Here is a 26,460-nt window from a genome sequence, read left to right as displayed (position 1 = left end):
GCACATCTGCCTACCCCCGCTGTTATGCCCAAACCCGCCGCTACCTACCGCAACCCTATCTGGGACTTCGACTTTCCGGACCCTACCATCATCCGGGCGACGGATGGCTATTATTACGCCTATGGCACCCAGACGAAGCGGCCCGGTAACCTCATCATTAACCTGCAGGTAGGCCGCTCCCTGGATTTGGTAGACTGGGAATACCTGGGCGAAGGACTGCCGCAGAAACCCATTTGGGCGAGTACTACGCAGAAGTTCTGGGCCCCGCACGTAAGCGAGCATAACGGCATTTACTACCTCTATTACTCGGCCAAACCCGATTCGGGCGCCGGGCTTTGCCTGGCCGTGGCTACCTCCGCTACCCCCGCCGGACCATTCCGGGATATAGGCGCACCCTTGCAATGCGGCACAGGTTTCCTGGAAATTGACCCCATGGCGTTTGACGACCCTGCTACTGGCCAGCGGCTGCTATACTGGGGTTCCGGCTTCGGGGCGCTGCGGGTGCGGGAACTGGCCGAAGACCGGTTATCCTTCGTGCCCGGCAGTGAAGAAATAACTCTGTTGGAGCCTGCCGGAGCCGGCGACCCGCGCCGCTACGACCAACTGCTGGAAGGTAGCTGGGTAGTGCTGCGCCACGGCTGGTACTACCTGTTTTACTCTGGCAACAACTGCTGCGGCCCCGATGCGCACTACGGCGTGCTGGTGGCCCGGTCCCGCGCCGCTACCGGCCCCTTCGAAACCCTGGCCGAAGCCACCGGCAACCCCTACGCCATGCTGCTGGAGGGAAATGAGCACTGGCTCGCTCCCGGCCACAACTGCGTCGTTACGGACGCGGCCGGGCAGGACTGGCTGGCCTACCACGCCATCGCCCCCCGGCAGCCCACCTTCGATGCTATTGATGATGAACAAGGCTTCTCACGCCGCGTGATGCTGCTAGACCGGCTGGAGTATGTAGATGGTTGGCCCCAACTGGTCTCAGGTGGTACACCCTCTTGGAAGGAGCAGGAAGGACCGGTGGGGTAAAACCTGAAGGCGCGTTTCCGGTGCTTATTTAAGAGGCGCAAGCTGTGTTAATATAGCCTGCACCCTAAGGCGGAAATCTGCCCAGCGGCTTTCATGCCGAAGTGCCTCATCAGACCAGAAGCTGTCAGAAGGTTTGATGGCGGCTAATTCTGCATAAATCTGGGCCACTGCTTCATAAACTTCTGATGAAATCACCTGCTCCTCACGTAGTCCGTCGGATACGCGCCAGGCATTTTCCCAATCCAGAGCCAGCTCATCAGCAGATACCTGACCGTGCTGAATCTGAGCGGAAGCAGGAGATGCCATTGCGTTAATGGCATCCATGAAAACTTGGAGGGCAACTGATTCCATAGAAGATAACGCTGACATTGAACCCTCTACACTCGCTCCATCAGCGCCCGTACCTGCTGCTCTAGCTCCGCCACGGAGCCTTCGTTGCGGAGGGTGAGGTCGAAGTGGGGGTAGGCGTCGAGGGCGGTTTCGCTGAGGTGCAGGTCGTCGCGGGTGCCGTCGCCGCGCTGGTGGAGCGGGTCGCCTTCCACGCGCAGCATCAGGCCGCCACGGCTCCGGATCAGGTTGGCCTCGTTGGGGAAGCGCACATCCGGGATAAGAGTGCATTGGTCGGTAGGAAGGCGCGAGAAAAAGGCTTGCACCCAGATGTCAGGCTCCCATTGGCGTAGGGCCAGCCCTACCTGCTGGAGCATTTCGCCCCGGGTGCGCCCAAAGGCTGGCAGGCGCTCGGCCTTGCCCGCCTGCGAGAAATAGGGCGAAACACCCTCGCCGGCCAGGGCCGCGCACACGGCCTTAATCGGCTCGCCCACGGAGCGGATATGCCACTTGCGCTCCGGTTGCAGCTGCTGCAGCATGCGGGCAATGGTGTCTTTGCCGCTGCCGCGACGTCCGGAGAGGCCAATCAGTCTGATCATGGGGCAAAGGTAGCCAGGATGCTGCGGTTGGCTTCTGAGGAGCTATACTTGCCTACTGCTCCAACTTCCTCCAGACGCCTTAAATCTACATGAAGCGAATTATTCTCAGTTGCCTGCCCCTGCTGCTATTCGGCTGCACTCCCACTTCCTCTACCACGGTGCCGAACCGACAAATCACGGTGGTGGGCTACGGCAAGATTTCGGCGTATCCTGATCAGGCAGAAATTACGGTACAGGTATCCTTCACCAAGCCTAAGCTGAAAGAGGCAGCGGCGGAAGTGCAGGCGGTTATCGGGCAGGTAAGCGGGGTAGTAAAACCCTTTATCCGGACGGCCCAGGACCTGCGCACCAGCACCGTATCAACCAACAAAGACTATGAGTACCGCAACGGAAAAGAAATTTTCACCGGCTTCCAGGCCACGCAGTCGTTAACCATTACGCTGGCCGATCTGAAGCGCTTAGAACCGTTCATGGAGGCTTTGCTGCAAACCCGCATCAGCAGCATCCGGCACCTGAGCTATTCCCATACCCAGGCCGACAGCCTGCACCGGGAGGCTACTCTCATTGCCCTGCGCAACTCCCTGAAAGCGGCCGATAAGCTGTGCGCCGGGCTGGGGCAGAAGCGAGGTGCCGTGTTGCAAGTGGAAGAGAAGGTAGGCAGCGAAGAAGGCAGCTGGGGTACTACGCCGCCCGTGGAAATGGAGCTATACGGCAAAGGCATGGGCGGCCGCAGCTTTCGCCTTACCCCCGAGCTGATTGAGTACGCCGGGGCAGTGCAAACCGTGGTGGCGCTGGAATAGCAGCAGCTACAAAATGCTCTTCAATTCACTCAGGCAACTGATTTCATAGGTCGTCTGGGCGAGGTGGCGGCGTTTTTCGGGGTTGAAGTACACCTGGTCGATGCCGGCATTGTAGGCGCCCAGCACGTCGCACTCCAGGTTGTCGCCGATCATGAGGCTTTCCGGGGCGGTAGCGCCGCTGCGTTCCAGGGCATGCCGGAAGATGCGGGCATCGGGCTTGAGGTGGCCGCAGCACTCGGAGGTAACTATTTCCTGAAAGTAGTCCGTCAGGCGGGCAGAGCTCAGCTTCAGATACTGAATTTCCTTGAAGCCATTGGTAATCAGGTGCAAGGTGTAGCCCTTGTCGCGCAGGTAATCAAGCACCTCGTAAGTGTAAGGGAATACTGCCGTTTTATGAGGCAGGAGGTCCGTGAACTGCGACGACATCTCGGCGGGCGCGTCGGCCTCCGTCAGGCCCAGCTTCACGAAGGTGCGCGGGAAGCGCGTGGCCCGCAACTGCTGCTGCGTAATTTTGCCACCCTGGTACAGTCGCCACAAACCGTGGTTGATGTCGGAGTACACCCGGATAAACTCCTCCGCCGTGAAGGTGCCGTAGCGCCCCAGCTCGTGCAGCTCAAAGAGGTGGCGCAAGGTTTCGTCGGCATTGGCTTCAAAATCCCACAGCGTATGGTCGAGGTCGAAGAAAAGATGACGGTATTTCAAAATGAGGTGATGAGGAAATGGGGTGATGAAGGGAATAGTAAGCACTAGCAAGATGCTCAGGCTCCGGTTGACACCCGCTGACGTTTGGAGTCATGCGAGGGGGTAGCCCACTTGGTGCGAACAGCACGCGTGTCAACCAGGTAGGGGCTTTCAGCCTCGGAGCAGGGGTAGGGGCTACTCAATCAGCAGCCGTTTAATAACCTGGCCTTCGCCCAGGTGTTCGCGCACAATGTCGGCAGCGTCCTTGGGTTTTACGTCGCCGTACACCGTGCCTTCAGGGTAAATGATGAGAGCCGCGCCGGAGCCTTTCTTGCAATGCTTACACAAGTCAAGGCAGTTGCAGGTTTGCACCCGGGTCTTCTGCTTTTCGCCGCCGCTAAACAGGTTTTTCAGGCCCTGCTTCTTCAGCTCCACTTTGAGTGCCTTGGCTACATCCTTGCCCACTTCACTTTTCTGGGCAGTACAGACAAACAGGCGGGTGAGAGCGGCGGATGATTTCACGGAAAACAGAAAGTAAGAAGAAAACAGAACGCCACCCGCGCTCAGCGCGCATCCGGAACCCCGGTCCAGCGGCGGTTTTGCAGCTTATACGCGGCCAGCTCCCGGTTCGACCAGAGGGTCTGGTAAATCTTCTGGTCGTGAAGCAGCTGCGGGTCGCGCTCCATGTAGCTCAGCAGCTGGTGCAGGAAATCCTGGGCTTCGTCCTTAATGAAATAAAACACCCAGTTATCGAGGCGGCGGAAATTCACGAGGCCCGCATTTTTCAGGTACGCTAGTTGCCTAGAGGTTTTGGTCTGGGTGAAATCCAGCACCTGCTCCAGATCGGAGATGCACATTTCCTGGTTGCGCCACAGCAAATGCAGAATGCGCACCCGGCTGTCGTCGCCGAGGGCTTTGAATAGTTGCTGGCCAAATGCAACGGTAAAGTGTTTGAGGCGCATCTTTAGACAAAAGCAGGAAAACAGAACCCTGAACCAAAACCGGCGGGCCCGAATTTACCTGAAACCCGCCAGCGGCCCCCGAAAGTGCCGTATCTTTGTCGCCTGTAATGCCTTGTATGCTCCTAGTGGCCCGAATTCGTCTTTCTTTTCTGCCCGCCCTGCTCGGGTTCGTGCTGGTAGCCCTGCTGCTGGCGCCCGGCCGCGCCCGGGCGCAGGGCCAGCGCCCGGTGGTACAGTTCACGGGCATTGTAGCCTCCGGCGACTCGCTGCTGGGTGTGCCCGGCGCGGCGGTGTTTGTGCCCAAGGCCGGCCGCGGTACCACCACCAATCCCTACGGCTACTTTTCTATACCAGTGCTGGCCGGCGACAGTATCGTGATTCGGAGTCTGGGCTACCGCAACCAGTACGTGGTAATTCCGGCCAACTACCCCCGCCAGAGCTACTCCGTGATTGTGCAGCTGAAGGAAGACGCCACTGTGCTGCCTGAAGTGCGGGTGTTTCCGTACGCCACCGAAAAAGCTTTCAAGGAAGCCTTCCTGGCCATGAGGGCCCCAGCGGAAAGTGACCGAACCGCCGCCGAAAAGCTCAACGAGCAGGTGATGCGCCGCATGTTCAATACCCTGCCCGTGACCAGCATGGGTAACTACCGCCAGACCCTGCAAAACCAGCAGTACGACCAGCAGCGCCGCATGGGCATGGGCCCCACGCCCGCCACCAATAACCCCCTGCTGAACCCCTTCAGCTGGCTGCAGCTCATTAAGCAGGTCAAGGATGGGGAATTCAAAAAGAAAGAAGGGGTGGACTATTAGGTAATGAAGTGATGAGGTGATGGGGTGACAGGTAAGAGGTGTCATGGCGAGGCACGAAGCCATCCGTCCTGACCAACGTACTACCCCCTCGAAGCGTGACAAGCCCTTGACGACTGTACTATCGTCAGGGGCTTATCTGCTTAGCAGGCTTGTCACAAAAGAGAGGAAGGATGGTTTTGACACTGGCTTGATGCGCCACATGCTCGCCATGATACTTCACTCGTGCACTACTTCACTACTTCACAACCTAAGCCGGTCGTTTTCGGTACAGGATTTTGGCGCTTTTGCCTGAGTTCGGCGCGTACTTACCCCGCCAATATTCTGTATCAGATATGGATACCAATCTTCCGGTTACCACCCAGCCGCGCATCGTCATTATCGGCTGCGGCTTCGCGGGGCTGCGGCTGGCCAAGGACCTGGCCGATGCACCCGTGCAGGTAGTGGTTATCGACCGGAACAACTACCACAACTTTCAGCCCCTGCTGTATCAGGTGGCTACCGGGGCCCTGGAAGCCGACAGCATTGCCTACCCCATCCGCAAGATTTTTGCCGGCCAGCCGAATTTCTTTTTCCGCATGGCCGATGTGCAGCAGGTAGATCATGCGCGCAACACCGTGGTAACCAACATCGGCGAAATCCGCTACGACCACCTGGTTATTGCCACCGGCTCCCTCACTAATTACTTCGGACTGGAAAGTATTGAGCGCAATGCCATGCAGATCAAGAGCGTGCCCAACGCCCTGAACCTGCGCAGCTACCTGTTCCAGAACTTCGAGAAAGCCCTGCTCTGCGAAAACCCCGTGCAGCGCCAGGCCCTGATGAACGTGGTAGTGGTAGGCGGCGGCCCCACGGGTGTGGAAATCTGCGGCTCTCTGGCCGAAATGCGCAAGGACGTGCTGCCCCAGGACTACCCCGAACTGGACCTCAAACAGATGGAAATCTATCTGGTGGAATCGGGCGGGGAGGTATTGGGACCCATGTCGAAGTACGCCCAGGACAAGGCCAAAGCCTATCTGGAGGAAATGGGCATCCACATCCGCCTGAACACTAAGGCAGCCCGCTTCGAGGACGGCAAGCTCTACTATTCTGACACGGAGTTTCTGCGCACAGAAAACCTGATTTGGGCCGCTGGCGTGAACGGGGCCGCCGTGGAGGGCCTGCCCGCTGAAGTAGTCGCGAAAAACAAGCGCATCAACGTGGATACCATAAACCGGGTAATGGGCAGCCGGAACGTGTACGCCATCGGCGACGTGGCCAACCTGGTAACCGAGGAAATGCCGCGCGGCTACCCCATGCTGGCTCCGGTAGCCATTCAGCAGGCCGAGCAGCTGGCAGCCAATTTCAAGCGCCTGCTGGCCGGCGAGGCCCTACAGCCCTTCAAATACTTCAATAAAGGCAGCATGGCCATTGTGGGCCGTAACCGCGCTGTGGTGGACCTGCCCGGCGACCGGCACTTCGGCGGCTTCCTGGGCTGGCTGACCTGGCTGTTTGTGCACCTGATGACGCTGGTGGGCTTCCGCAACAAAGCCGTTACGCTGGTGAGCTGGGCCATCAGCTACTTCAGCTCCGATAAGGCTCTGCGCCTCATCATCCGGCCCTACAAGCGCCACGATTTCAAGGACGACAAAGGCAAAACCAACGCCCAGCAGAACGCCTCCACCCCCGAGTACAACCCACCAGTGCCCGCGCCCAACGCGGCCGTGTTAGGGGGGTAGCCGAACGTACAAGCAGAAGTGCTATTCCGGGCGCAGCGAGGAATCGGGGTTCACTCATTGAAATACGCACCCAGGTTCCTCGCTGTGCCCGATATGACAATTGAGAAAACGCCCCACCTACCCGGTGGGGTTTTTTATTGCACCTCGGCCATGGGGTAGGCGCCGCCTACCTGGTATCTTGCCCGGATACCGGGCGCAACCTCATGGGGAGCGTCTTGTCCTTGGTGGCATTCCTTTCTTCCCTTCTTCACTATGAAAAAGCTGTTCCTCATGCTCGGAGTGCTGGCTCCTACGGCGCTGGCGGCCCAAACCGCCCCGCACCCGCTCACGGCCCGCGACCTGCAGCAGCTGCGCGATGTAAAAGATGCCCACTTCTCGCCCGATGGGCAGTGGGTTACCTACGTAGTCAGCCAGGCCGATACGGCCGCCGACAAAAACAACGCCGATGTGTGGATGGCCCGCTACGACGGCTCGCGCAACCTGCGCGTAACCACCAGCCCCGACAACGAAACCGCTCCGCGCTTCTCGCCCGATGGTACTTACCTGAGCTTTCTCTCGAGCCGCGGCGAAGGGGAGGAAGGCAAGGCCCAGCTTTGGCTGTTGAACCGCAACGGCGGCGAGGCCGAGAAAGTAACCAAGCTGAAAGGCAGCGTGCAGGACTACGTGTGGGCCCCGGACGGCAAGCGCCTCGCCCTCATTATCCGCGACGCCGACCCCGACTCGCTCACGCTGGTGCAGAAAGCCAAAAAGAAAACGCCGCCGGTAATCGTCATCGACCGGTTTCAGTTTAAGCAGGACGTGGACGGCTACCTCAACAAGCAGCGCCAGCACCTCTACGTCTTCGACGTGGCCGCGCGCAAGCTGATCAACCTCACGCCCGGCCGCTACGACGAGCACGCCCCCGCCTGGAGCCCCGATAGCCGCCAGCTGGTGTTCGTGAGCAAGCGCGGCGAGGACCCCGACCGCCACGACAACTTCGACCTGTACGCCATAGAGGCTACCCCCGGCGCCCAGCCGCGGCAGCTCACCACCACCGACGTGGCCGACAGCGCCCCCAGCAACTGGAGCGGCCGCCCCGCCTGGAGCCCCGATGGCAAGTGGATAGCCTTCGTGGAGGGCGCTCCCAAGGAGCAGCTGGTGTACGGCCTGCACCAGCTGGCCGTGGTGCCGGCCACCGGTGGCATGCCCCGCCTGCTCACCCAGGGCCTGGACCGCAACACCCTTAAGCCACAATGGTCGAAAGATGGCAAGCACCTTTACTTCCTGCTTGAAGACGACCGTGCCCAGGTGCTGGCCCGGGTGCCGGCTACGGGCGGTAAGGTAGAGCGGGTGCTGGACGGGAAGCGCGAAATCACGGAATTTGAGCTGGGTCCGAAAGGGCAGGTAGTAGTAGTAAACAGCGAGCCGCTGCTGCCCGATGAGGTATTTGCCTTCGAGAAGAAGAGCCTGCGCCCACTTTCTAAACAGAATGATGCCTGGCTGAAAACCGTGCAGCTGGGCGCCGTGGAGCCCCTGCAGGCCAAAAGCAAGGATGGTACCCTGGTCAGCGGGTTTATGGTGAAGCCGGTGGGCTACCAGGCGGGCCAGAAGTACCCCACGGTGCTCCGGATTCATGGCGGGCCGGTGTCGCAGTTTGCCTACGGATTCGCGCCGGAGTGGCAGGTGCTGGCGGCCCACGGCTACGCGGTAGTGGCCGGCAACCCCCGCGGCAGCTCGGGCCGCGGCCTGGAATACTGCCGGGCCATTTATGCCGATTGGGGCAATAAGGACTCCGACGATGCCCTGGCCGTGGTGGACTACGCCGTGCAGCAGGGCCTGGCCGATCCGAACCGGCTGGGCGTGGGCGGCTGGAGCTACGGCGGCATCCTCACCGACCACCTCATTGCCCGCGACCCGCGCTTTAAGGCCGCTACCAGCGGGGCCGGCATTGCCAACGTGCTGGCCGGCTACGGCACCGACCAGTACATCCGCGACTACGAAACCGAGCTGGGTACGCCCTGGGAGCACCCCGACGTGTGGATGCGCATTTCCTACCCCTTCTTCCACGCCGGCCAGATCAATACGCCCACGTTGTTTCTGTGCGGGGAAAAGGACTTCAACGTACCTCTGCTCAACACCGAGCAGATGTACCAGGCCCTGCAAAGCCGCAAAGTGCCTACCCAGCTCATTATTTACCCTGGCCAGTTCCACGGCATCAGCAAACCCAGCTACGTCAAGGACCGCTACGACCGGTACCTGGCCTGGTATGATAAGTACCTGAAAGCAGGAGCTGCCACCGCTGGCGGTCAGTAAGCGTAACCGGCGTGACCAGCAAAAAGGCCCGTAGCACAGCGCTACGGGCCTTTTTGCATCTGTGTCAGCTGCGGGTTTATTTGCTGCAGCGGGCAGATTCTGCTACCATCTGGGGTACATCGAAGCTTTGATAAATAGCCAGGCAGGGGCGCGAAGTAGCTTCCTGAGCCGTGGGAGTACGCAGGGCAAGGGTAAACTTCCGGCCCGGCTCGGCCCCAACCGGCAACTCAGAGTAGGTGCCAACTACGTGCCTGCGCAACGTGTCGCGGTACATAATGGAGCTGCCGATGTTCACATTCTCGTCTAGCTGCAGGAGCATGCCATTGCAGCTGAGCCCGAGTACGCGCACCGAAACACAGCTCAGATCAGGCTCCTGGGCCTCTTCATCAATCTGACAGCTAACCAGCAGACCTAGCAGCAGCAGGCTGCCCAAGGTTATAGAGAGTAACGGACGCATCATGGGGTAGGAAGTAAAAGTTACTATCAGGAGCTGCCTGCCGGCCAGATGGTTGCATGCTGCACCGCTACCTGCCTACCTTCCCTTACAGCGCAAACTCGCTCAGGGCCCGGTACACGTCGTGGATGTTCTTGTCGTTGCGGAAGTTCTTGCTGATGGGCTCCGTCTGGCCCCGCACCCAGATTTTTATTTCCGCATCCAGGTCGAAGTGGCCGGTAGTTTCCATCGAAAACCGCTCGATGCTGCGGTACGGAATGCTCAGGTATTCGCGCTTCTTGCCCGTTACGCCCTGCTTGTCCACCAGAATCAGGCGCTTGCTGGTAAACACCAGCAGGTCGCGGATAACGGCGTAGGCATTGCGCACTACCTCGCCGGGAGCCAGTAGCTGGCTTAGTTCGAGTTGAATTTCCTGGGCATCGGTTTCGGCCGCGTTGCCCAGAATGGCATCGAGAAGTCCCATAGGGGGAGGAGGGTTAAGGTGGAAGATGCCTCAAGCTAACAAGAAAACGCCTTCCGGCCCACCCCGAATAGCGTCCTCATGAGCCCCGCTCGGCTTACCCTCGCCCGGCGCTGCCAGCAGGTTGCCCCGGCTTTTTTGCGATACACCGAGTTGCTCCCTAATTTTGCCTCCCCGCAGAGTATTTTTGTTCATGAAACTAGCTGAACTACTGGAGTTAGGCTTCCGCGATTCTATTGAGTGCCCCAAGGCCTGGCAAAACAAAGGGCGCGTAGTTTGCCGTGACTTCGGCCACGCCCTGATCAGCATTTTGTGGTACTCCGATTCCTCGGAAATCGAAGTGATTGTGGGCGACGTGGATACGCCCTTGCTGCACTTCCGTTCCAGTCTGCTTACCGTCAGTCATTTGCAGGGCCTGCTCCGCGACTACTGGCCCACTGCCTAACGTTTTCCGGACCGGGGTGCGGCACCTGGTGCAGTGTCGGTAGTGCGCACCCGTCAGCTTTTCAGTGGCTCAACCGGCCATCAGTCCCGAAAGCAGGTTCTGGCAGGCTATCAGATAAAGGATTCAGCCTGCCCAAGGAGCCCGTACGCCTGTTTTTCAGGTAATAGGTTGCAGAGCGCGGAAACTTAACAATACTGTCGCCAACCTCCGACCTGGTGAAAGCACCCTTCGATACGGCAAACGGCATGATGCTTTTACCCCGTTGTAGGTAAAGTTGAGGTGGTCTAGTTAGAGGAGAGAGAATTGGGTGGTAATTTCCGACCCATGGACAAGACTGATAAGCGCCGCAAATACGACGAGGCCTTCAAAGCCGAAGCCCTGCGCGTGGCCCGTGAGAGCCGCTCGGCGCAGGCGGCGGCCCGCGCCCTCAACATTCGCCCGAAGCTGATTTATGAGTGGCAAAAAGCCGCCCAACCGCCGCTGCCCGCCGACCCGGCCGAGGCCGCCGAGGTGCGCCAGCTGCGGGCCGCCAACCGGCGGCTGGAGCAGGAGCTGGAAATTTTAAAAAAAGCCATCGCCATCTTCTCCACCCCACCTGCCCGATGAGCTGCTGGCAATTTATTGACCAGGAGCGTACTAGCTACGCGGTTGAGTTGCTCTGCCGGATGCTGCAGGTGTCCGCCAGCCGCTACTATGCCTGGCGCAAGCAGCAGCAGCCCACCCCGGCTCAGCCGACGGCAGCGAACTGGGAAGAGGCGCTGAAAGAAGCCTTCGGCCAGCACAAACGTTGCTACGGCACCCGCCGCTTACGGGTCGAGCTGCAAGCCCAGGGCCACTGCGTGGGCCGCCAGCGCCTGCGCTCGGCCATGCGGCGGCATGGGCTGCGGGCCTTGCAGCCCCGCGCCTACACCCCGCGCACCACCGATTCGACCCACGGGCTGCGCTGCGCGCCCAACCGGCTGCTCGACCAGCCCAAGCCAACCACGCCTAACCGGGTCTGGGTCAGCGATATCACCTACCTGCCGCTGGCCTCGGGGCAATGGGCCTACCTGTGCGCCTTTCAGGACGCCTGTACCCGGCAGGTGGTCGGGTGGCGGGTGCTCGATACGATGCCCGAAGAGCTGGTCACCAGTGCCTTACGCCAAGCCCTGCTGGCCCGTCGGCCCGCCCCCGGCCTGGTGGTGCACTCGGACCGCGGCGGGCAGTACTGCGCCAACACCTACCGCGCCCTGCTCGACCAGTACGGCTGTCAGCGCTCGCAGAGCCGCCGCGCCGAATGCCTGGACAACGCGCAGGCCGAGAGCCTGTGGTCGCGGCTCAAAACTGAGGAGCTGGGGCCGCGCGAGTGGCCCGTGTTCCGCGACTTAGCCGACGCGCAGCACAGCGTGGCCACTTATTTCGACTACTACAACCACGAGCGCCGGCATTCAGCACTCGCGTATCAGACCCCGCAAACCTTTTACCTCCAACAACTTAAAAATACCGCCCTATTCTCTACGCTCTAACTGGACCACCTCAAGTACATAACTGTCCGGATCGGCTGGCTTGTACTTGGATACCACTACGGTACTCACGCGCTGGTTAAGGTGCGTTTCCTCTTCTCCGGAAGACGTCACCTTATCCAGCGTGTAGATCAAGGCCACGCAAAGAATAACCCATCCTAACATGGCCCATAGTACACCGTGCATTCGGTTGTTGTCCTCATCAGAAACGCCTATCGAATCAGGAACCATCTGGAGCGGTATTTAGGGGGGGCTGGCAGGATTAACCAGGCGCAATATGGAGCTTCCGGATTCGCCCTCAACAGAAGGCCGTAAGGAGAAGCACTTGCTTGTGAAGGATGCGCAAACATAAAAAAACAGCCGGACCATAAGGCCCGGCTGTTTTGTGTGGTGATAAACGGAGTCTGCTTAATTGGTGCCGCCCGTAGAGGTAGCGCCGTTCACCGGCTTTTGCTCCTTCTGCTGCAGAGCCGACTGCTGCTGCATGGGGTTAGGCTGGGCGCGCTGCTGCTGCTCGAACAGCTCGAAGCGCGAAGGCTGAGCGCGCTGGGGGTAGGCGTTGTTTGAGAGGTCCGTGTCGGCGGTTTGCAGGAAGGGGTCCAGCACGAAGCTCACGACGGGCTTTTCGGTGATGAACACCTTGGTTACCTCGGCGTTGTTCTTGCGCCAGATTTCGGCCGGAATGTTCATGATTTCCTGCTTGCCATCCTCATAAGTCATCTGCACGATAACCGGCATAGTCAGGCCACCCTTGTTGGTCAGGCTCACTTCGTAGAAGTTCAGGCCCTGGCTCAGGCGCTGCTGCTGCTCGGGGCTCAGGCCTTTCACCAGCTGCTGGTAGCGCTGCTTATCGGCCTCAGTGGTCGAGAGCGGGTCGTAGCTGTTGTAGAAGTCCTTCAGCTCCGGCTTGTCGTCCACCAGGGTTTTCTTGATATCCTGGAGGTTGCGCTGCTGCGAAATGCTCTGGGGCGCTTTATTGATCATTTCACGCTTGCGGGCATTCTCAATTTCGGGGTTCTTGGAGTCCACCGTGTACCACTTCACGCCGTTAATGGCCAGGTCGGTGTGCTCGGTGGTGTAGAACCAACCGCGCCAGAACCAGTCGAGGTCCACGCCCGAGGCGTCTTCCATGGTCCGGAAGAAGTCGGCGGGGGTAGGGTGCTTGTAGGCCCAGCGGGTAGCATACTCTTTGAAAGCGTAGTCAAACAGCTCCCGGCCCATGATGGTCTCGCGCAGAATGTTCAGGCCGGTAGCGGGCTTCCCGTAGGCGTTGTTGCCAAACTGCAGCACCGATTCTGAGTTGGTCATGATGGGCGTCTGCAGGCTCTTATCCGTCTGCATGTAAGCCACAATGTTGGCGGGTTCGCCGCGCTTGGAGGGGTAGTTCCGCTCCCACTCCTGCTCCGTGAGGTACTGCACGAAGGTGTTCAGGCCCTCGTCCATCCAGGTCCACTGGCGCTCATCGGAGTTCACAATCATCGGGAAGAAGTTGTGGCCTACCTCGTGAATAATCACCGAAATCATGCCGTACTTCCGGTCAGCCGAGTAGGTGCCGTCCTTCTCGGGGCGGCCGCCGTTAAAGCAAATCATGGGGTACTCCATGCCGCCCACCGGCCCGTGCACCGAAATGGCCACCGGATACTGGTAGGGAATCGTGAACTTGGAGTAGGTTTTGATGGTATGCGCTACCACCTCCGTAGAGTACTTGCCCCAGAGCGGGTTACCCTCCTTGGGGTAGTAGCTCATGCACATCACGGGCGTACCGTTCTGCTTGATGCCCATGGCATCCCAGATGAACTTGCGCGAGGAAGCCCAGGCAAAGTCGCGCACGTTTTTGGCGGCGAAGGTCCAGGTTTTGGTGCCTTTGGCGCGCTTCTGCTCGGCCTGCTCCGCCTCCAGCGGCGATACAATCAGAACGGGCTTCTGAGAGTTTTTGGCTTGCTCCAGGCGCTGGCGCTGGGCCGAAGTGAGGACCTCCGAGGCATTCTGCAGCGTGCCGGTAGCGCCCACTACGTGGTCGGCGGGGGCCGTAATGCTCACGCGGTAGTCGCCGAAGGGCAGGGCAAACTCGCCGTTGCCCAGAAACTGCTTGTGCTGCCAGCCCTGGTTATCGGAGTACACCGCCATGCGGGGGTAGAACTGAGCAATTTCGTAGAGGTAGTTTTTGTCCTCCGGGAAATACTCGTAGCCCGAGCGCTGGTTGATCTTGGTTTGGTCGTTGATGTTGTAAGCCCACTTGATGCTGAACGTCACGGACTGCTTGGGCCGCAGGGGCGTGGGCAGGTCAATGCGCATCATGGTGTGGTTGATAACGTAGGGCAGGGCCTTGCCACCCTTCATTTTCACCTCCGCAATCTTAAAGCCCCCATCAAACTCACTGCGCTGCAGATAGTCCAGAGCCTGAAACGACATGCGCGGCTGAATCTGGCCGACCTCGGTGGCGGTGGTAATGGAGTTTTTATCGAGGATGTTCTGGTCGAGCTGCACCCACAGGTAGGTCAGCACATCGGGCGAGAGGTTGGTGTAGGTAATGTCCTCATCGCCGGAAATCGACTGTTTCGCGTCGTCCAGTTTTACCCGGATATTGTAGTCGGCGCGTTGCTGCCAGTACTCGTTGCCGGGCGCACCCGAGGCGGTGCGGTAGGTGTTGGGCGTGGGCAGCAGGGTTTCCAGCTGGGCAAATTTATCGGTGCCGGAGTTGGTGTTCTGGGCCGCGGCCGGCAGGGCCAGCAGCGCCGCCAGCCCGGCGGCCAGCAGAGTAGGTTTCAGCATACTAGGTAGAAGGGGAGAAAAAGACGTGCTATCAGAATGAAACAGAGGGGGCTGCAACCGCCTCCGCCGCATGCGGCGAAAGACACAGCCCCCAGGCGTGGGTTGCAGGCGGTGAGTTGGGCGTTCTGGTGGCCCGATATGCGCTAGTGCATCACCGGAGCATAAAACTCACCAGTTCGCTATTTCACCACCTCACAATTTCCCTATCCCACCAGCAGGGTTAAGGCAATGCCCAGGGCGGCGCCCGTCGTGACCAAGAGCCAGTCGCGGCGTGCCACGTTAAAGATACGCAGCAACACGAAGCCAAGCAGCAGGATAAGCGCTACAATCAGCAGTTGGCCCAGCTCCACGCCCAGGTTAAAGCTGAGCAGCTCCAGCACCGGGCGGCTGTGGCGGCCCAGCAGTTCGCGCAGGTAGCTGGAAAAGCCCAGGCCATGAATCAGCCCGAACACTGCCGCCAGCAGGTTGGGTAGGGTGAAGACGATGGGGGTAGCCTCGCGCCGCTCCACCGGCCGGGTGCCCGCCTTGCCGGCCCGCGCCAGGTTCAGCAGGCAGGTCAGCACAATGGTCACCGGAATCAGGGTTTCAATCAGGGTAGGGGAGTAGCCCACCACGTTCAGGGTAGCCAAGGCCAGCGTGATGGAGTGGCCCACCGTGAAGCTGGTTACCAGGGCCACCACCCGCCGCCAGTCCTGCAGCACGTAGGGGGCACACAGAGCCAGCAGGAACACTAGGTGGTCGTAGGCCTGCAGGTTAAAAATGTGGTGAAAGCCGAGCTGGAGGTAGGTGGTGAAAATGGAGGACGACATAAGGCAAAGCTAGCAGATAGGCGCCGGATGAATCAGCACACGTTCTGCCTGCCTGCGAGCTGCCCACCTATGCTTTGCCCAGTGCCGGCCAAGGCAGCTTAAAAGGTGGCTTTTACAATAGCGAAGCGAGGCGAAGTGGCCTGATAGGGGTACAGCACGTAGGCGCTGCTCTGGTTGCGCCGCGTGATGGTAGTAGGACTCACGGCTCCGGTGGCAAAGCTGCCCGTGGTTGTGGCCGTGGCCCAGGCGTCGGAGCTGGCGAGCCGGAACACGGTGCTTTGGCTGCCTGCCACCAGCAGCAACGTTTGAGGATCGAGCAGCAGCAGCCCATCGGCACCTTCCAGGCTCTGGGTGCTGGTCACGCGCGAAAAGCTAGCGGGGTTGCTCAGCGGTACCTTAAACAGCGTGCCGTCGTTGGATTTGGCAACCAGCAGATACCCATCCGGATGAAACACGATGCCGTTCAGCCCGAAGCCCGTACCCCCGCTGAGCTGGGCATTCTCCAGAAATACGGAGGCCACACCTTGGGCATCTACCTTGTAAATGATGGGCGAAAGGCTGTCGGTGATATATGCATTACCCTGCCCGTCCACGGCTATATCGTTGGCGAAGTGGTTTGCGCCCGGTCGCAGGGCGCCCAGGTCAGTGTAGGAAATCAGGCTGCCGGTAGAGGAGTTGTAAATGGCCAGGGCCGCGAGCTTGCGCAGGGTAGCGGCAGTGGAGCGGGTGGTGTTCACCCCAATGTCGGACACGGCCACTAACAGGCGCTGCCGGCCGGCATCCAGGTTCAGCCCAATCGTGGAAACCAACCGCGCGTCATCAGCAAACTGGGTGTAAGTACTGTCGTCGCGCACGCTGCCAATGCGCCCCTGAGTGCGGGAGCTGACGAAAAACCGGCTATTGGCTTCGTCATACTGAATGCCCTCCGGCGACAGGCCTGCCTGCGGCACGGTAATACGAGCGGGCAGGGCCGGCTCGGCAGCGGCATCATCGTCATCATTGGAGCAGCTTGCCAACGAAACCGCAAAGCCGAGTGCCAACGTGGCCCGACGAATATACCGTGACAAAGGCAGTGAGGCTGGTGTAAGGGTAGCAGAGAAAGCACGCATGAGAGCCGGGTTAAAAGTCAGTGGATGAGGTAGCTACTCATACGCACCGTAACCGGAACCGACTGTGCAAAGCCAATATTTCGCGCTAGCCAAAGCCGGACGCTACCAACGAGAAGCGCGACTCGCTGCCATGGTACTGATGGGCCGTAATTCGGGCTGAATTACGTTTAGGTCAGAAATGATATTCTTTATCTAAGATACTGAACAGTAGGTTTCTATTCCTGAGCGGAACAGGGTAACATTGCGAAATAATCCATTTTCTGCTTATCTGTTTTTCATGACTTCACACGTACTTCGGGTTGGTTTATTTGCTGGTTTACTAGGGCTAAGCGCTATTTCTGCCTCTGCTCAGGCGGTTGCTCCTGCCGACTCCGCCAAGGCCGTGCAGCGTTTGTTTGCCAGCCGTCGCACGGGTAGCACTATTCTTGGCCTGCCCGCAGGCTACTTTTTCGGTTACGGGGCCGTTGCCACGGCTCGGGGCGTGGATGGGGCCCCTGTTACGCTCGGATTGGGCGTAATCCTTTCGGGGGTTTCCATTTCTAAAGGCATACGATTCAGTAAGGACCGGGAGGAGGAAATAGTTACGGCTTATCAGCAGGGTAAGGCCATTCCGAAAAACATTCGGCGCCGCTTGAAGCGCAAGCATTTCAAAGCGTAGTCAGCAAAGGCAACGCAAGCAAAAAGCCCCGCCGGCACTATGCTGGCGGGGCTTTTTGCTTACTCGTTTGAGGCGCTTACATGCCCGGAATTTCCACATCCACATTCACGAAGCGGATGTGCTCGTCTTCCAGCACGGCTTCCACTACGGCGTCCTTGCTCACGCGGCCCGAGAGAATGTCTTTCGACAGTTCATTCAGCACCAGGCGCTGCAGCACACGCTTCAAGGGGCGGGCACCAAACTGCGGATCGAAGCCCTGCTCGCCCAGGTAGTCGAGCACCTCGTCGGTGGCTTCCAGGCGGATACCGGCTTCTTCCAGGCGCTGCTGAATCTGGCGGAACTGAATGTCCACGATCTTGCGGATCTCGCGGCGCTTGAGCGGCTGGAACATCACAATCTCGTCGATGCGGTTCAGGAACTCGGGGCGCATGTGCTGCTTCAGGCGCTCTACCACTTCCTCGCGGGTGCGGTCCACTACTTCCTCGTGGTTGTACTCATTCAGCTCCTTGAAGTTCTTCTGAATGATGTCGGCACCCGTGTTGGAAGTCATGATGATGATGGTGTTCTTGAAGTTCGCCACCCGGCCTTTGTTGTCGGTGAGGCGGCCATCATCGAGCACCTGCAACAGGATGTTGAACACATCGGGGTGGGCCTTCTCAATTTCGTCGAGCAGAATCACCGAGTACGGCTTGCGGCGCACGGCCTCGGTCAACTGCCCGCCTTCATCGTAGCCCACGTAGCCGGGAGGCGCCCCTATGAGGCGCGACACGGCGTGGCGCTCCTGGTACTCGCTCATATCAATGCGAACCATGCTGTTCTCATCGTTGAACAAGTACTCGGCCAGGGCCTTCGCCAGCTCGGTTTTCCCTACCCCCGTCGTACCGAGGAAGATGAACGAACCGATGGGCCGCTTGGGGTCCTGGAGGCCAGCCCGCGAACGGCGCACGGCATCGGAAATAGCGGCAATGGCCTCACTCTGACCAGCTACGCGCTTGCCTAACTCTTGCTCCAGGTTCAGCAGCTTCTCGCGGTCCGACTGCAGCATCTTGCTCACTGGGATACCGGTCCACTTGGCTACCACCTCGGCAATATCCTCAGAGGTTACTACTTCCTGCAGCATCGAGCCGCCGTCCTTGCCTTTGTCGGCTTCAGCCTGGGCCTGCAGCTCCTTCAGTTTGGCTTCGGCCTCCTGAATCTTGCCGTAGCGCAGCTCCGCCACGCGGCCGTAGTCGCCCTGGCGTTCGGCCTGATCGGCTTCCAGCTTGTAGCGCTCAATGTTCTCTTTCTCGGTCTGAATGCTGGTGAGAGCCGATTTCTCGTTTTCCCACTGTGCTTTCAGGGAGTCGCGCTTGGCGGTTAGCTCGCTTAGCTCTTTGTTGAGCACGTTCTCCCGGTCGTGGTTCTCCTCACGCCGGATGGCTTCGCGCTCAATTTCCAGCTGCATGATGCGGCGCTGCACCTCGTCGAGCTCCACGGGCATGGAGTTCAGCTCGATGCGCAGCTTGGCGGCGGCCTCGTCCATCAGGTCGATGGCCTTGTCGGGCAGGAACCGGTCGGTGATGTAGCGGGAACTGAGTTCTACGGCGGCAATTACGGCGTCGTCGGTGATGCGTACGCCGTGGTGCAGCTCGTATTTCTCCTTGATGCCGCGCATGATGCTGATGGCATCTTCCATGCTCGGCTCGTCCACCATCACGGCCTGGAAACGGCGCTCCAGTGCCTTGTCCTTCTCAATGTACTTCTGGTACTCTTTGAGGGTAGTAGCCCCAATGGAGTGCAGCTCGCCGCGGGCCAGGGCGGGCTTGAGCAGGTTGGCGGCGTCCATAGCGCCTTCGCCACCGCCGCCGGCGCCAATCAGGGTGTGCATCTCGTCGATGAACAGAATGATCTGGCCTTCGGAGTCGGTTACTTCTTTAATGACGGACTTGAGGCGCTCCTCAAACTCGCCCTTGTACTTGGCGCCCGCAATGAGCAGGCCCATGTCCAGGGACATGATGATTTTGTCCTGGAGGTTTTCGGGCACGTCGCCGGCCACAATGCGCTGGGCCAGGCCCTCCACAATGGCGGTCTTACCTACGCCGGGCTCCCCGAGCAGGACGGGGTTGTTTTTGGTGCGGCGGCTCAGAATCTGCAGCACGCGGCGGATTTCCTCGTCGCGGCCGATAACCGGGTCCATCTTGCCGGTACGCACCTGCTCGTTGAGGTTGCGGGCGTAGCGGTTGAGGCTCTGGTACTGATCTTCGGCGGTCTGGGAGGTAACCTTGCGGCCCCCGCGCAACTCCTTGATGGCCGCTTTCAAGTCTTTCTCGTTGAAGCCGGCGTCCTTCATCAGGGTAGCCACGGCGTCTTTACCGCCCAGCAGCCCCAGCAGCAGGTGCTCCACCGACACATATTCATCGTCAAACTCCTTCAGGAAACCGGTAGCACGCTGCAAAGCGGCGGCGGCTTCGTTGGAGAGGTAGGGCGAGCCCCCGCTTACTTTGGGGTAGCCCGTTACCAGGGCATCGAGGCGGGGCGTGAGGATGTTCAGGTTCACACCCAGCTTCTTGGCCAGAAACGACAGTACATTCTCGTCGCTCTGGAAGAGGCCTTTCAGCAGGTGGCCGGTTTCAATGGCCTGCTGCTGGTTGCTCCCGGCAATTTCAGTGGCCTTCTGCACGGCCTCCTGTGCCTTGATCGTATAGTTATTAAAGTTCATGGCTCACTAAGTCTAGGTAGGTGCTTCGGGTTAGGAAGTTCTACGAGAGGCCTAGCAAACGGGGTGCAAGGATAGTTTTGCTGATGTTTTGTCTTATTTCATGAATAAATATCTAATATTATAAGACATAAAGTCATTGTCACCATGTGTCAATAGAATATTGTGGGTACTTGGCTGCCGACAATTACAGTTCTTTAGTGAGCGGACTACCATCGATCCGAAAGGACAAGAAAAAGCGCTTTTTATCCTCAGATGCTCCTGTTTCTTCCGGAACAGCATATGAACAAGTTAGTAGGTAAAGGGCTTGGCTGTGGTAAAGCCAAATAGTTTCAATATTGATTGGACGCTGGCGGTATTCATCAAAACCGCGGTATAGGGTAGCAAGAGCTAGCTTTCCGGAAAAAACAACATTCTCCTGAGACAGTACCTTGCCTTTGACAATCTGTCGGTTATATAACTTAGCCGCTTTTTCGTAAATCTGGCGCAATGACGGATCAGATATTACTGCATCCGGGTTGTAACCTGGGATGTAGCGCAGATCCGTCCGCACTATCTGAAATTCGTTATCGGAAGTAGAAGTCCAAAATCGTTGGGAACCAGGGATTTTTGCGTCTTCATCCAATGTGCCCTCGTAGGGCATCTGCACAGTGGCTTGGTCGTCTATGCGGGTTGTTGGCCAATTAATCTGCCCAACACAACGAAGGGGCAATATAAAGCAGATTATAGAAAGTAACCGGTATAAACAGTTCATAGAAGGAATGATGAAAAGGTCAAGTTTATAGTGACTAGGCGACTAGTGTAGCGAACAGTCGCAGTACATGTGCATTGGTTTCGGAAAAGCTCCTGCAGCTTCAGGCAGCACTAGTAGATTAAAAGATTCGCAAGCACCCAATCCGAATCTGCGGAACCACAGGCTGCAGCGTGTCGCTGAGGGCGTTGGAGAAATCCGGGTATCGGTCTTGCGCAGCTTTGTTGAGCAAAAGATACGCATTGGTCGTCATGCAAGGGGCTTAAGCTTTACGCAGTGCCTTTTGGCGGAAGTAGGTGTCCACCCAAGCCGGAATGGTAGCGGTTTTGAACTCCACGCGCTTGCCTTCTTCTACTTCGGCAACAAGCTGAGGTGCTGCGTACGAGTTATCGAAGATAAAGGCGCGGTTGACTAAGCGAACCGCATCGAACAAATAATCCAGGGTACGGGCGTAGCGGGAGATAATTTTGTCGCGAGCTACATCATGGCCCTTCTTCTGTACTCTGGCCCGCACCCGGCCCACGTTGATTTCCGGGTCTTCGGTGGCGACGAAGTATAGATACGTGCGAAACCCCGCCGCTTGCGCATCGCGCAGAAAGGCAAGCTTAGACGGGTGAGACATTACCGTCTCAAAAGTGAAAGATTGACGGGCGGCCAGCAGGGAATAGCGCAGAAACTCAGCCACCCGAGAAGCCAAGTAGGAATCTATCTTAACAGCGGTAAAGAGCAGCACATTTTCTTCGATGCGAAGCTTCTGCATCTGCTGTTGTGCCAGCGTGGTTTGTTTGGTTGCCTCCTCTGCCTGAAGAAACGCATCCAAATCCTGCTGCGTCAACATCAATTTCCAATCATGCAGATTGAGTACACGGGTGCGCCGCCGGTGCTGAGCCTTGAGCCTGGCCTCAATTTCATCGGCATTTACAATCACACCCAGGTTAACTTCTGTGGCCAGGGAAGGGACTAAAAAAGACTTGCCGGACCCATTGGGACCGGCAAGCACGCGAAGGCGAGGGACAAACTCAGTCAAGGTGCAGCTGCATTTCAGAGATATGCACTGGCTGCGCTACCTGTTTGCGCACTACCCGGCGTGTAGCATCAGGGTGAATCTGCACAATCTGCCCCTGGTCGATTACGGTAATGGCTATACCACGGTCCAGGTTTTCGCTGACCACACGGCCCGAAGCATTCTTCAGCACCCGTTTCAGTCCCGTTTCTGATAATTCAAGCGGTTTTTTGCGTGCCATGGCGATGAAGGTAGTTGCTAGGATAACGAAGATACGATTTCGCTGGTTCGATTAGGTACGCCTAGTAGCTATAAAGGACACAAAGCATCTTAGGCCACCTGCCGGCCCAAATCCGCACCAGCCAGACCCGCCCGCCGAAACAGAAACCCCGCCGCTACCCACAGCCCGGCAAAGACGGTGTTCAGCACAATCACCCACAGCACGCCCATCGTCAGCTCGGGCTGCTTGATGAGCAGCGCCACGAAAGGCACGGCAAACTGCGTAAGAGCCGTTGCGAACATGGCCTTTGCCATGCCCTGCGGCTGGAGTTTCGCCAGGACGGCCCCAACGAAGCCCACGGCCAGCACCGCGCCGTAGAGCAGGTTCATCGGGTTGTCCTCGCTGCCGATGAAGCCGACGGCCAGGTTGCCCCACACCAGCAGGAGGGAGGCGGCTACCGCCACACCCGCCGCCAGTTTATAGGCGCCGCTGCGGCCCCGGCTGGCTACCAGCAGATACAGGAGCCCCAGCACAAGTAGCAGGACGCCCGCCATCACAACGTGAGATATGGCCATGGGAGTAGTACGTAAGAGGTGAAGGGGAATTGTTAGGTAAGTGGGGCCTCTAGGCCAGTCGTCGGGTCAAGTCAGAGCCCGTAGTGCTGGCCCGGCGGAACAGCCAGCCCGAAACCGCCCAGATGGCAGCAAAAACACCATTCGCAATCAGCAGATTCAGCAGCTTCACCTGGGGCTCAGCCGCTACACCCGTGGGCGTCCAGACGAACAGGGCAATAGCCGTAACCACGATATAGGTAAGCGACGCCGCAAACATGGCATTCGACATGCCCAGGGGGCGGAAACGCGCCACCAAAGCCCCGATAAGCGCCACGGCCGGCACCCCCAGGTAAAGCAGGTTGGCGGGGTTGTCTTCGCTGCCGACCAGGCCCACGGCCGCGTTGGCCCACAACAGCAGCAACCCGGCCGCAACCCCTACGCCGGCCGCTACGCGGTACGTGGCGTTGGTACTCATGCGAGCCACCAGAATAAAAGTAAGGCCCGCCCCAAACAGCAGAACTCCGGCGAAGACGAAGTCAGAAAAGGTCCAGTTTACTTCGGCGGTAAACTGCATGGCAACCAGCGGGATGAGCAGCAAAAACGCCGTTACCAGCGCGAGGCGAACAAGGCTTTGGATGAGTGTCATGGCAGTAAGATGCTTGGGTGACAAAGAGTAAGAGAAAAACCAGAGAGTAACCAGGGTAGAAGCCGATGTCAGGTGGGCTTTGAGCAAACCCAGGGGGTAGGAAAGTGGCTCCGGCGGCTGCGTTTTCAGGCAGGCCCTGAGCGGCTCTCACTCCTGGGTAGCAGGAACTAAAAACAGTGTGATGCAAAGGATGTGAAAGAACTTTGTATTTCAAAGTATGGCTCCATAAATTTTTATTCAAGAGCCAAGAGCTTCACGAAAAGCACTTTACAGCCGGTGTGCTACCCGAGCCAGATGGTACGGGTCACGCCCAGCTGCTCCAGGAAAACCTCATCGTGCGATACCACGACCAGGGTGCCCTGGTACCCATGCAGGGCCACCGTCAGGAGGTCCAGGTTCTGAATATCCAGGTTGTTGGTAGGCTCATCGAGGATGATGAGGTCGGGAGCCTGGTGGCGCATCATCAGGCAGCACAGCAGGAGCCGCATTTTTTCGCCCCCGCTCAGAGCGGAGCAGGGCTTGTCCCAGTGCTCCTGGGTAAACAAAAACCGGTTCAGGCGGACCTTCACTTCGTGCTCCTGCAGGCCTGCGGTATTAAAGTGCTGCGCCTGCTGGTACACCGCCATCGGCTGGTGCAGCAGGGAATACTCCTGATCAATGTACACGGCCCTGCTGACGGCCCGGTGCAGGGTGCCCCGCGTAGGCGCCAGCTCGCCCAGCAGGAGCCGAAGCAGGGTGCTTTTGCCGGAGCCGTTCAGGCCCTGCAGTGCCAGCCGCTCGCCGCTCAGCACCTGAAAGCTCAATGGCTCGGGCCACAGCAGGTGCGGGCCGTAGCCGTAGTTGAGGCCCGTTGCCGTGAACAGGATTTTGCCTTTGTGCAGGGTAGAGTTGTCGAAGCCGAACTTCATCTTGTCGGTATCGGGTAGCTCTTTGCGCCGCTCGCTCAGCTCCTGGGCAAGGGCGCTTACCTTTTCGGCGTGCATGCTCTTGAGGCGGGAAGTGCTCTGCTCGGCACTGTTGCGCATCATATGGAGCATGATGGTGGGTAGGCCCGCTTTGGCCTGGTTTTTCTTGCCGCGGGCGTCCAGTTTCTGCTTGCGCTCCAGAGCCTCGCGCTCCGTTTCCCGGGCTTTGCGCAGGGCTCTCTCCCTGCTTTTCACGTCCTGGCTGAGGGCGTTGCTTTCCACCTGCTTCTGCTCGGTGTAAAAGGCGTAGTTGCCGCCGTACAGGGCAATGCCGCGCTTGCTCAGTTCCGCCACCGTATCGAGCAGACTGAGAAGTTTCCGGTCGTGGCTAACAACCAGTAGGGTGCTGGTCGTGGTCTGGATGAAGTCGTAGAGTAGCTGCCGGCCGGCGGTATCCAGGTGGTTGCTGGGCTCGTCCAGCAGCACCAGCGCGGGCTGGTGAATGGCAAGGCCGGCCCAGAATACCTTGGTTTTCTGGCCCCCGCTGAGGCTGCCCAGGCGCTGCGTAAGGCTCACTTCAGCCAGTGCCCAGCGCCGTAGTGCCTCCAGGCTGCGTTCCTCTATGGTCCAGTCATCGGCCAGCGTGGCTAGGTTGGCTTCCGTGACCGCACCCGCCAGAATTTCCTGCAGGGCCGCCGTTTTGCCTTCAATGCGCAGGGCCTGAGCTATTGTGAGGTCGTCGAACTGCCCGAAGTGCTGCGGAATGTAGTAGGGGGTAGCACTGGTCTGCACCAGGCCGCCGGAGGGAGGCAGAACCCCGGCTATGATTTGCAGCAGGGTGGACTTTCCTACCCCATTATTCCCGATCAGGGCAATCTTCTGGCGCGGGCCAACAGCCAGGTGGAGGCCGTCAAACAAGCCTTCCTTATTGGGGTGGAGGTACCCCAGGTCTTGGAGAAGTAGCATGATTTCTTTCGTAAAAAGCAACGAGGTAGAGCGCCCACAGAGGTGGGTTGGCTACGGGGTTCCCTGAAAGAAATCAGCTATTACACAGACCGGAGTTATGGGTGTAGAAGCGCAAAGCTACGGTTTCTGGCCTAGTAACAGTTCCCGACTTATTCCTGAAAGTACTACCCCACTGCCGGCCCGGTACCCGGCCATGGGAAGCTGCGCCCGCCGCTTTCCCGCCGCCGGAAGTCTGAGCGAGCAAGGGCCGCTGCGTTACCAAAAGCGCGTTTTCGGGGCAGCGGATGCAGGGGAGGGGCCCATGACTTGGCATGGGCGGTAGTAGCGGAAAGTCTGATAAAGCCGAAAAGTAGTTTGCCAGGCAGCTCAGGGAGGCGTCACCTTTAGCCTAATTCTTATCCGCTACTTACTTATGTACGCTGCCTGCTTACTTGCTACCCTCGTCTTGGCGCCCGACGCACCGAAACAAGCTGTTCCCGATTCAGTTCAGGGGCGGCCTGCGCCCTTCTACGTTGGAGTGCAGGCAGGAGCTTACCGCTACGCGGGGCTGGGGCAGCGCGACAGTAACGGCCGGATGCTTTCTTACCGGGGCCTGATGCCGGTAGTAGGTTTTCGCTTCAGTAAACGCTCCAGCCTGGAAATATCGGCCATGTGGCGCCGGACCACCAACGGACCGCTTACGGTCATCGACTATCCGGATGGCAGCCGTTACCGCTACTACAACCGGTACGGAAGCGTAGTGGTGCCCGTGCTGTTCCGCTACGCATTTGTGGCGGTGCCGCGCCGCTGGAACGTGGAAGGGGTAGCGGGCTTCTCGCTGCTGCATTACCGCGTGGAAGGCCGGCGCTCCACCACAGCTGCCGGTCAGCCGGAGCCGCCCTTCGAGATAGGCGGCTTCAGCGAGGCCAATGATGTGCCCCTGACCCTGGGCGCGGCCGTTACCTATACCCCCACCCGGCACCTGACGCTGGTAGCCGAAAGCCGTCTGAACTGGTCGGTACTGGGCTCGTCAGCCGCAGCTATCTATTCCGCCGAGGCGTACGCTCCCCAGCCCGGAGCAAGCATAGGCCTGCGCTACAATTTCGGGTTGAAGTAGGCTTCCAAGGCAGTTAAGCCGGCCTGCTGAGCCAAGAGGCATGCCGCGCCGCTCGGTGGTAGTCTGGATGGGTAAGGGCCGACTTCTCCGAAAGCCTTAAAGCTCAACTCCCGCCTTACGGGGCACAAGCGCATCGCGGAGCGAGTAAGAGTAGTAGTTTGGCGCCGGCTGAGCGTGGGATAGTGCAAAAACGCCCGCCCGGCACGA

Annotated in this window: 27 protein-coding genes; 10 read left to right on the top strand and 17 right to left on the bottom strand. The window is 59.0% G+C overall.

Annotation, left to right across the window (positions count from 1 at the left end):
• Positions 1-24 precede the first annotated feature (24 nt).
• On the top strand, positions 25-1,023 hold the full coding sequence (locus FGZ14_RS12460) for a glycoside hydrolase family 43 protein (RefSeq protein ID WP_139924579.1): 999 nt from the start codon (positions 25-27) through the stop codon (positions 1,021-1,023).
• A gap of 24 nt (positions 1,024-1,047) precedes the next feature.
• On the opposite strand, the gene FGZ14_RS12455 is transcribed toward FGZ14_RS12460, so the two are convergent.
• Complete coding sequence (locus FGZ14_RS12455; RefSeq protein ID WP_139924578.1) at positions 1,048-1,374, bottom strand: hypothetical protein; 327 nt, start codon at positions 1,372-1,374, stop codon at positions 1,048-1,050.
• 26 nt (positions 1,375-1,400) lie between these two features.
• Complete coding sequence (locus FGZ14_RS12450; protein ID WP_139924577.1) at positions 1,401-1,949, bottom strand: hypothetical protein; 549 nt, start codon at positions 1,947-1,949, stop codon at positions 1,401-1,403.
• 89 nt (positions 1,950-2,038) lie between these two features.
• On the opposite strand from FGZ14_RS12450, the gene FGZ14_RS12445 reads away from it, so the two are divergent.
• On the top strand, positions 2,039-2,749 hold the full coding sequence (locus tag FGZ14_RS12445) for an SIMPL domain-containing protein (protein WP_139924576.1): 711 nt from the start codon (positions 2,039-2,041) through the stop codon (positions 2,747-2,749).
• A 6-nt stretch (positions 2,750-2,755) separates the two neighbouring features.
• Here the strand turns inward: FGZ14_RS12445 and FGZ14_RS12440 are convergent, their stop codons facing one another.
• From FGZ14_RS12440 to FGZ14_RS12430, 3 genes are all read right to left on the bottom strand, one after another.
• On the bottom strand, positions 2,756-3,451 hold the full coding sequence (locus FGZ14_RS12440) for a YjjG family noncanonical pyrimidine nucleotidase (RefSeq protein WP_139924575.1): 696 nt from the start codon (positions 3,449-3,451) through the stop codon (positions 2,756-2,758).
• A gap of 174 nt (positions 3,452-3,625) precedes the next feature.
• Positions 3,626-3,952 carry a ferredoxin gene (locus FGZ14_RS12435; RefSeq protein ID WP_139924574.1) on the bottom strand — a complete coding sequence of 109 codons (327 nt, stop codon included), beginning with the start codon at positions 3,950-3,952 and terminating at the stop codon, positions 3,626-3,628.
• Positions 3,953-3,993: 41 nt separating this feature from the next.
• Positions 3,994-4,392: a metalloregulator ArsR/SmtB family transcription factor gene (locus tag FGZ14_RS12430; RefSeq protein WP_139924573.1), complete on the bottom strand. Its 399-nt coding sequence runs from the start codon at positions 4,390-4,392 to the stop codon at positions 3,994-3,996.
• A gap of 116 nt (positions 4,393-4,508) precedes the next feature.
• On the opposite strand from FGZ14_RS12430, the gene FGZ14_RS12425 reads away from it, so the two are divergent.
• The 3 genes from FGZ14_RS12425 (at position 4,509) to FGZ14_RS12415 (ending at position 9,208) form a co-directional block, all read left to right on the top strand.
• On the top strand, positions 4,509-5,201 hold the full coding sequence (locus tag FGZ14_RS12425) for a carboxypeptidase-like regulatory domain-containing protein (RefSeq protein ID WP_180754342.1): 693 nt from the start codon (positions 4,509-4,511) through the stop codon (positions 5,199-5,201).
• Positions 5,202-5,533: 332 nt separating this feature from the next.
• A complete protein-coding gene (locus FGZ14_RS12420; RefSeq protein ID WP_139924571.1) occupies positions 5,534-6,916 on the top strand; it encodes an NAD(P)/FAD-dependent oxidoreductase in 1,383 nt (460 codons plus the stop codon).
• A 252-nt stretch (positions 6,917-7,168) separates the two neighbouring features.
• A complete protein-coding gene (locus FGZ14_RS12415) occupies positions 7,169-9,208 on the top strand; it encodes a S9 family peptidase (RefSeq protein WP_139924570.1) in 2,040 nt (679 codons plus the stop codon).
• Between the two features lie 76 nt (positions 9,209-9,284).
• Here FGZ14_RS12415 and FGZ14_RS12410 read toward each other — a convergent pair whose 3' ends face one another.
• Complete coding sequence (locus FGZ14_RS12410; RefSeq protein WP_139924569.1) at positions 9,285-9,668, bottom strand: hypothetical protein; 384 nt, start codon at positions 9,666-9,668, stop codon at positions 9,285-9,287.
• 82 nt (positions 9,669-9,750) lie between these two features.
• Positions 9,751-10,125, bottom strand: a complete 375-nt coding sequence (locus FGZ14_RS12405; RefSeq protein ID WP_139924568.1) for a PH domain-containing protein — start codon at positions 10,123-10,125, stop codon at positions 9,751-9,753.
• A gap of 190 nt (positions 10,126-10,315) precedes the next feature.
• Here FGZ14_RS12405 and FGZ14_RS12400 point away from each other — a divergent pair, with 190 nt between their 5' ends.
• From FGZ14_RS12400 to FGZ14_RS12390, 3 genes are all read left to right on the top strand, one after another.
• On the top strand, positions 10,316-10,567 hold the full coding sequence (locus tag FGZ14_RS12400) for a hypothetical protein (RefSeq protein ID WP_139924567.1): 252 nt from the start codon (positions 10,316-10,318) through the stop codon (positions 10,565-10,567).
• A 324-nt stretch (positions 10,568-10,891) separates the two neighbouring features.
• Complete coding sequence (locus FGZ14_RS12395; RefSeq protein ID WP_139920976.1) at positions 10,892-11,173, top strand: transposase; 282 nt, start codon at positions 10,892-10,894, stop codon at positions 11,171-11,173.
• The gene (locus FGZ14_RS12390) at positions 11,170-12,072 is read left to right on the top strand and encodes an IS3 family transposase (protein ID WP_139920978.1); all 903 of its coding nucleotides are present in this window, start codon (positions 11,170-11,172) and stop codon (positions 12,070-12,072) included. The genes FGZ14_RS12395 and FGZ14_RS12390 overlap by 4 nt, the downstream gene beginning before the upstream one ends.
• A gap of 405 nt (positions 12,073-12,477) precedes the next feature.
• Here the strand turns inward: FGZ14_RS12390 and FGZ14_RS12385 are convergent, their stop codons facing one another.
• The 3 genes from FGZ14_RS12385 to FGZ14_RS12375 all read right to left on the bottom strand — a co-directional run bounded on the left by FGZ14_RS12385 (position 12,478) and on the right by FGZ14_RS12375 (position 16,759).
• Positions 12,478-14,841, bottom strand: a complete 2,364-nt coding sequence (locus FGZ14_RS12385; RefSeq protein WP_139924566.1) for a M1 family metallopeptidase — start codon at positions 14,839-14,841, stop codon at positions 12,478-12,480.
• A 203-nt stretch (positions 14,842-15,044) separates the two neighbouring features.
• Complete coding sequence (locus FGZ14_RS12380) at positions 15,045-15,650, bottom strand: HupE/UreJ family protein (protein WP_139924565.1); 606 nt, start codon at positions 15,648-15,650, stop codon at positions 15,045-15,047.
• A gap of 98 nt (positions 15,651-15,748) precedes the next feature.
• Entirely contained in the window at positions 15,749-16,759 is a 1,011-nt protein-coding gene (locus FGZ14_RS12375) for an SMP-30/gluconolactonase/LRE family protein (protein WP_139924564.1), read from the bottom strand.
• A 277-nt stretch (positions 16,760-17,036) separates the two neighbouring features.
• On the opposite strand from FGZ14_RS12375, the gene FGZ14_RS12370 reads away from it, so the two are divergent.
• A complete protein-coding gene (locus FGZ14_RS12370) occupies positions 17,037-17,417 on the top strand; it encodes a hypothetical protein (RefSeq protein ID WP_139924563.1) in 381 nt (126 codons plus the stop codon).
• Positions 17,418-17,493: 76 nt separating this feature from the next.
• On the opposite strand, the gene clpB is transcribed toward FGZ14_RS12370, so the two are convergent.
• The 7 genes from clpB to FGZ14_RS12335 all read right to left on the bottom strand — a co-directional run bounded on the left by clpB (position 17,494) and on the right by FGZ14_RS12335 (position 25,157).
• Positions 17,494-20,115: an ATP-dependent chaperone ClpB gene (gene clpB / locus FGZ14_RS12365; RefSeq protein WP_139924562.1), complete on the bottom strand. Its 2,622-nt coding sequence runs from the start codon at positions 20,113-20,115 to the stop codon at positions 17,494-17,496.
• 184 nt (positions 20,116-20,299) lie between these two features.
• The gene (locus FGZ14_RS12360; RefSeq protein ID WP_139924561.1) at positions 20,300-20,755 is read right to left on the bottom strand and encodes a hypothetical protein; all 456 of its coding nucleotides are present in this window, start codon (positions 20,753-20,755) and stop codon (positions 20,300-20,302) included.
• 370 nt (positions 20,756-21,125) lie between these two features.
• Positions 21,126-21,890 carry a zeta toxin family protein gene (locus FGZ14_RS12355; RefSeq protein WP_219601021.1) on the bottom strand — a complete coding sequence of 255 codons (765 nt, stop codon included), beginning with the start codon at positions 21,888-21,890 and terminating at the stop codon, positions 21,126-21,128.
• Positions 21,883-22,107 carry a hypothetical protein gene (locus FGZ14_RS12350; protein WP_139924560.1) on the bottom strand — a complete coding sequence of 75 codons (225 nt, stop codon included), beginning with the start codon at positions 22,105-22,107 and terminating at the stop codon, positions 21,883-21,885. Before FGZ14_RS12350 ends, FGZ14_RS12355 begins: the two co-directional genes overlap by 8 nt.
• An 89-nt stretch (positions 22,108-22,196) precedes the next feature.
• Positions 22,197-22,661: a hypothetical protein gene (locus FGZ14_RS12345; RefSeq protein ID WP_139924559.1), complete on the bottom strand. Its 465-nt coding sequence runs from the start codon at positions 22,659-22,661 to the stop codon at positions 22,197-22,199.
• A 49-nt stretch (positions 22,662-22,710) separates the two neighbouring features.
• Positions 22,711-23,286, bottom strand: coding sequence for a hypothetical protein (locus tag FGZ14_RS12340; protein ID WP_139924558.1), 576 nt, complete (start codon positions 23,284-23,286; stop codon positions 22,711-22,713).
• 281 nt (positions 23,287-23,567) lie between these two features.
• Positions 23,568-25,157: an ABC-F family ATP-binding cassette domain-containing protein gene (locus FGZ14_RS12335; RefSeq protein ID WP_139924557.1), complete on the bottom strand. Its 1,590-nt coding sequence runs from the start codon at positions 25,155-25,157 to the stop codon at positions 23,568-23,570.
• A 412-nt stretch (positions 25,158-25,569) separates the two neighbouring features.
• Here FGZ14_RS12335 and FGZ14_RS12330 point away from each other — a divergent pair, with 412 nt between their 5' ends.
• The gene (locus FGZ14_RS12330) at positions 25,570-26,253 is read left to right on the top strand and encodes a hypothetical protein (protein WP_139924556.1); all 684 of its coding nucleotides are present in this window, start codon (positions 25,570-25,572) and stop codon (positions 26,251-26,253) included.
• Positions 26,254-26,460: the final 207 nt, after the last annotated feature.

Source organism: Hymenobacter sp. DG01, assembly GCF_006352025.1.
Classification (GTDB): domain Bacteria; phylum Bacteroidota; class Bacteroidia; order Cytophagales; family Hymenobacteraceae; genus Hymenobacter.
This window is presented reverse-complemented; position numbering and strand designations above follow the sequence as displayed.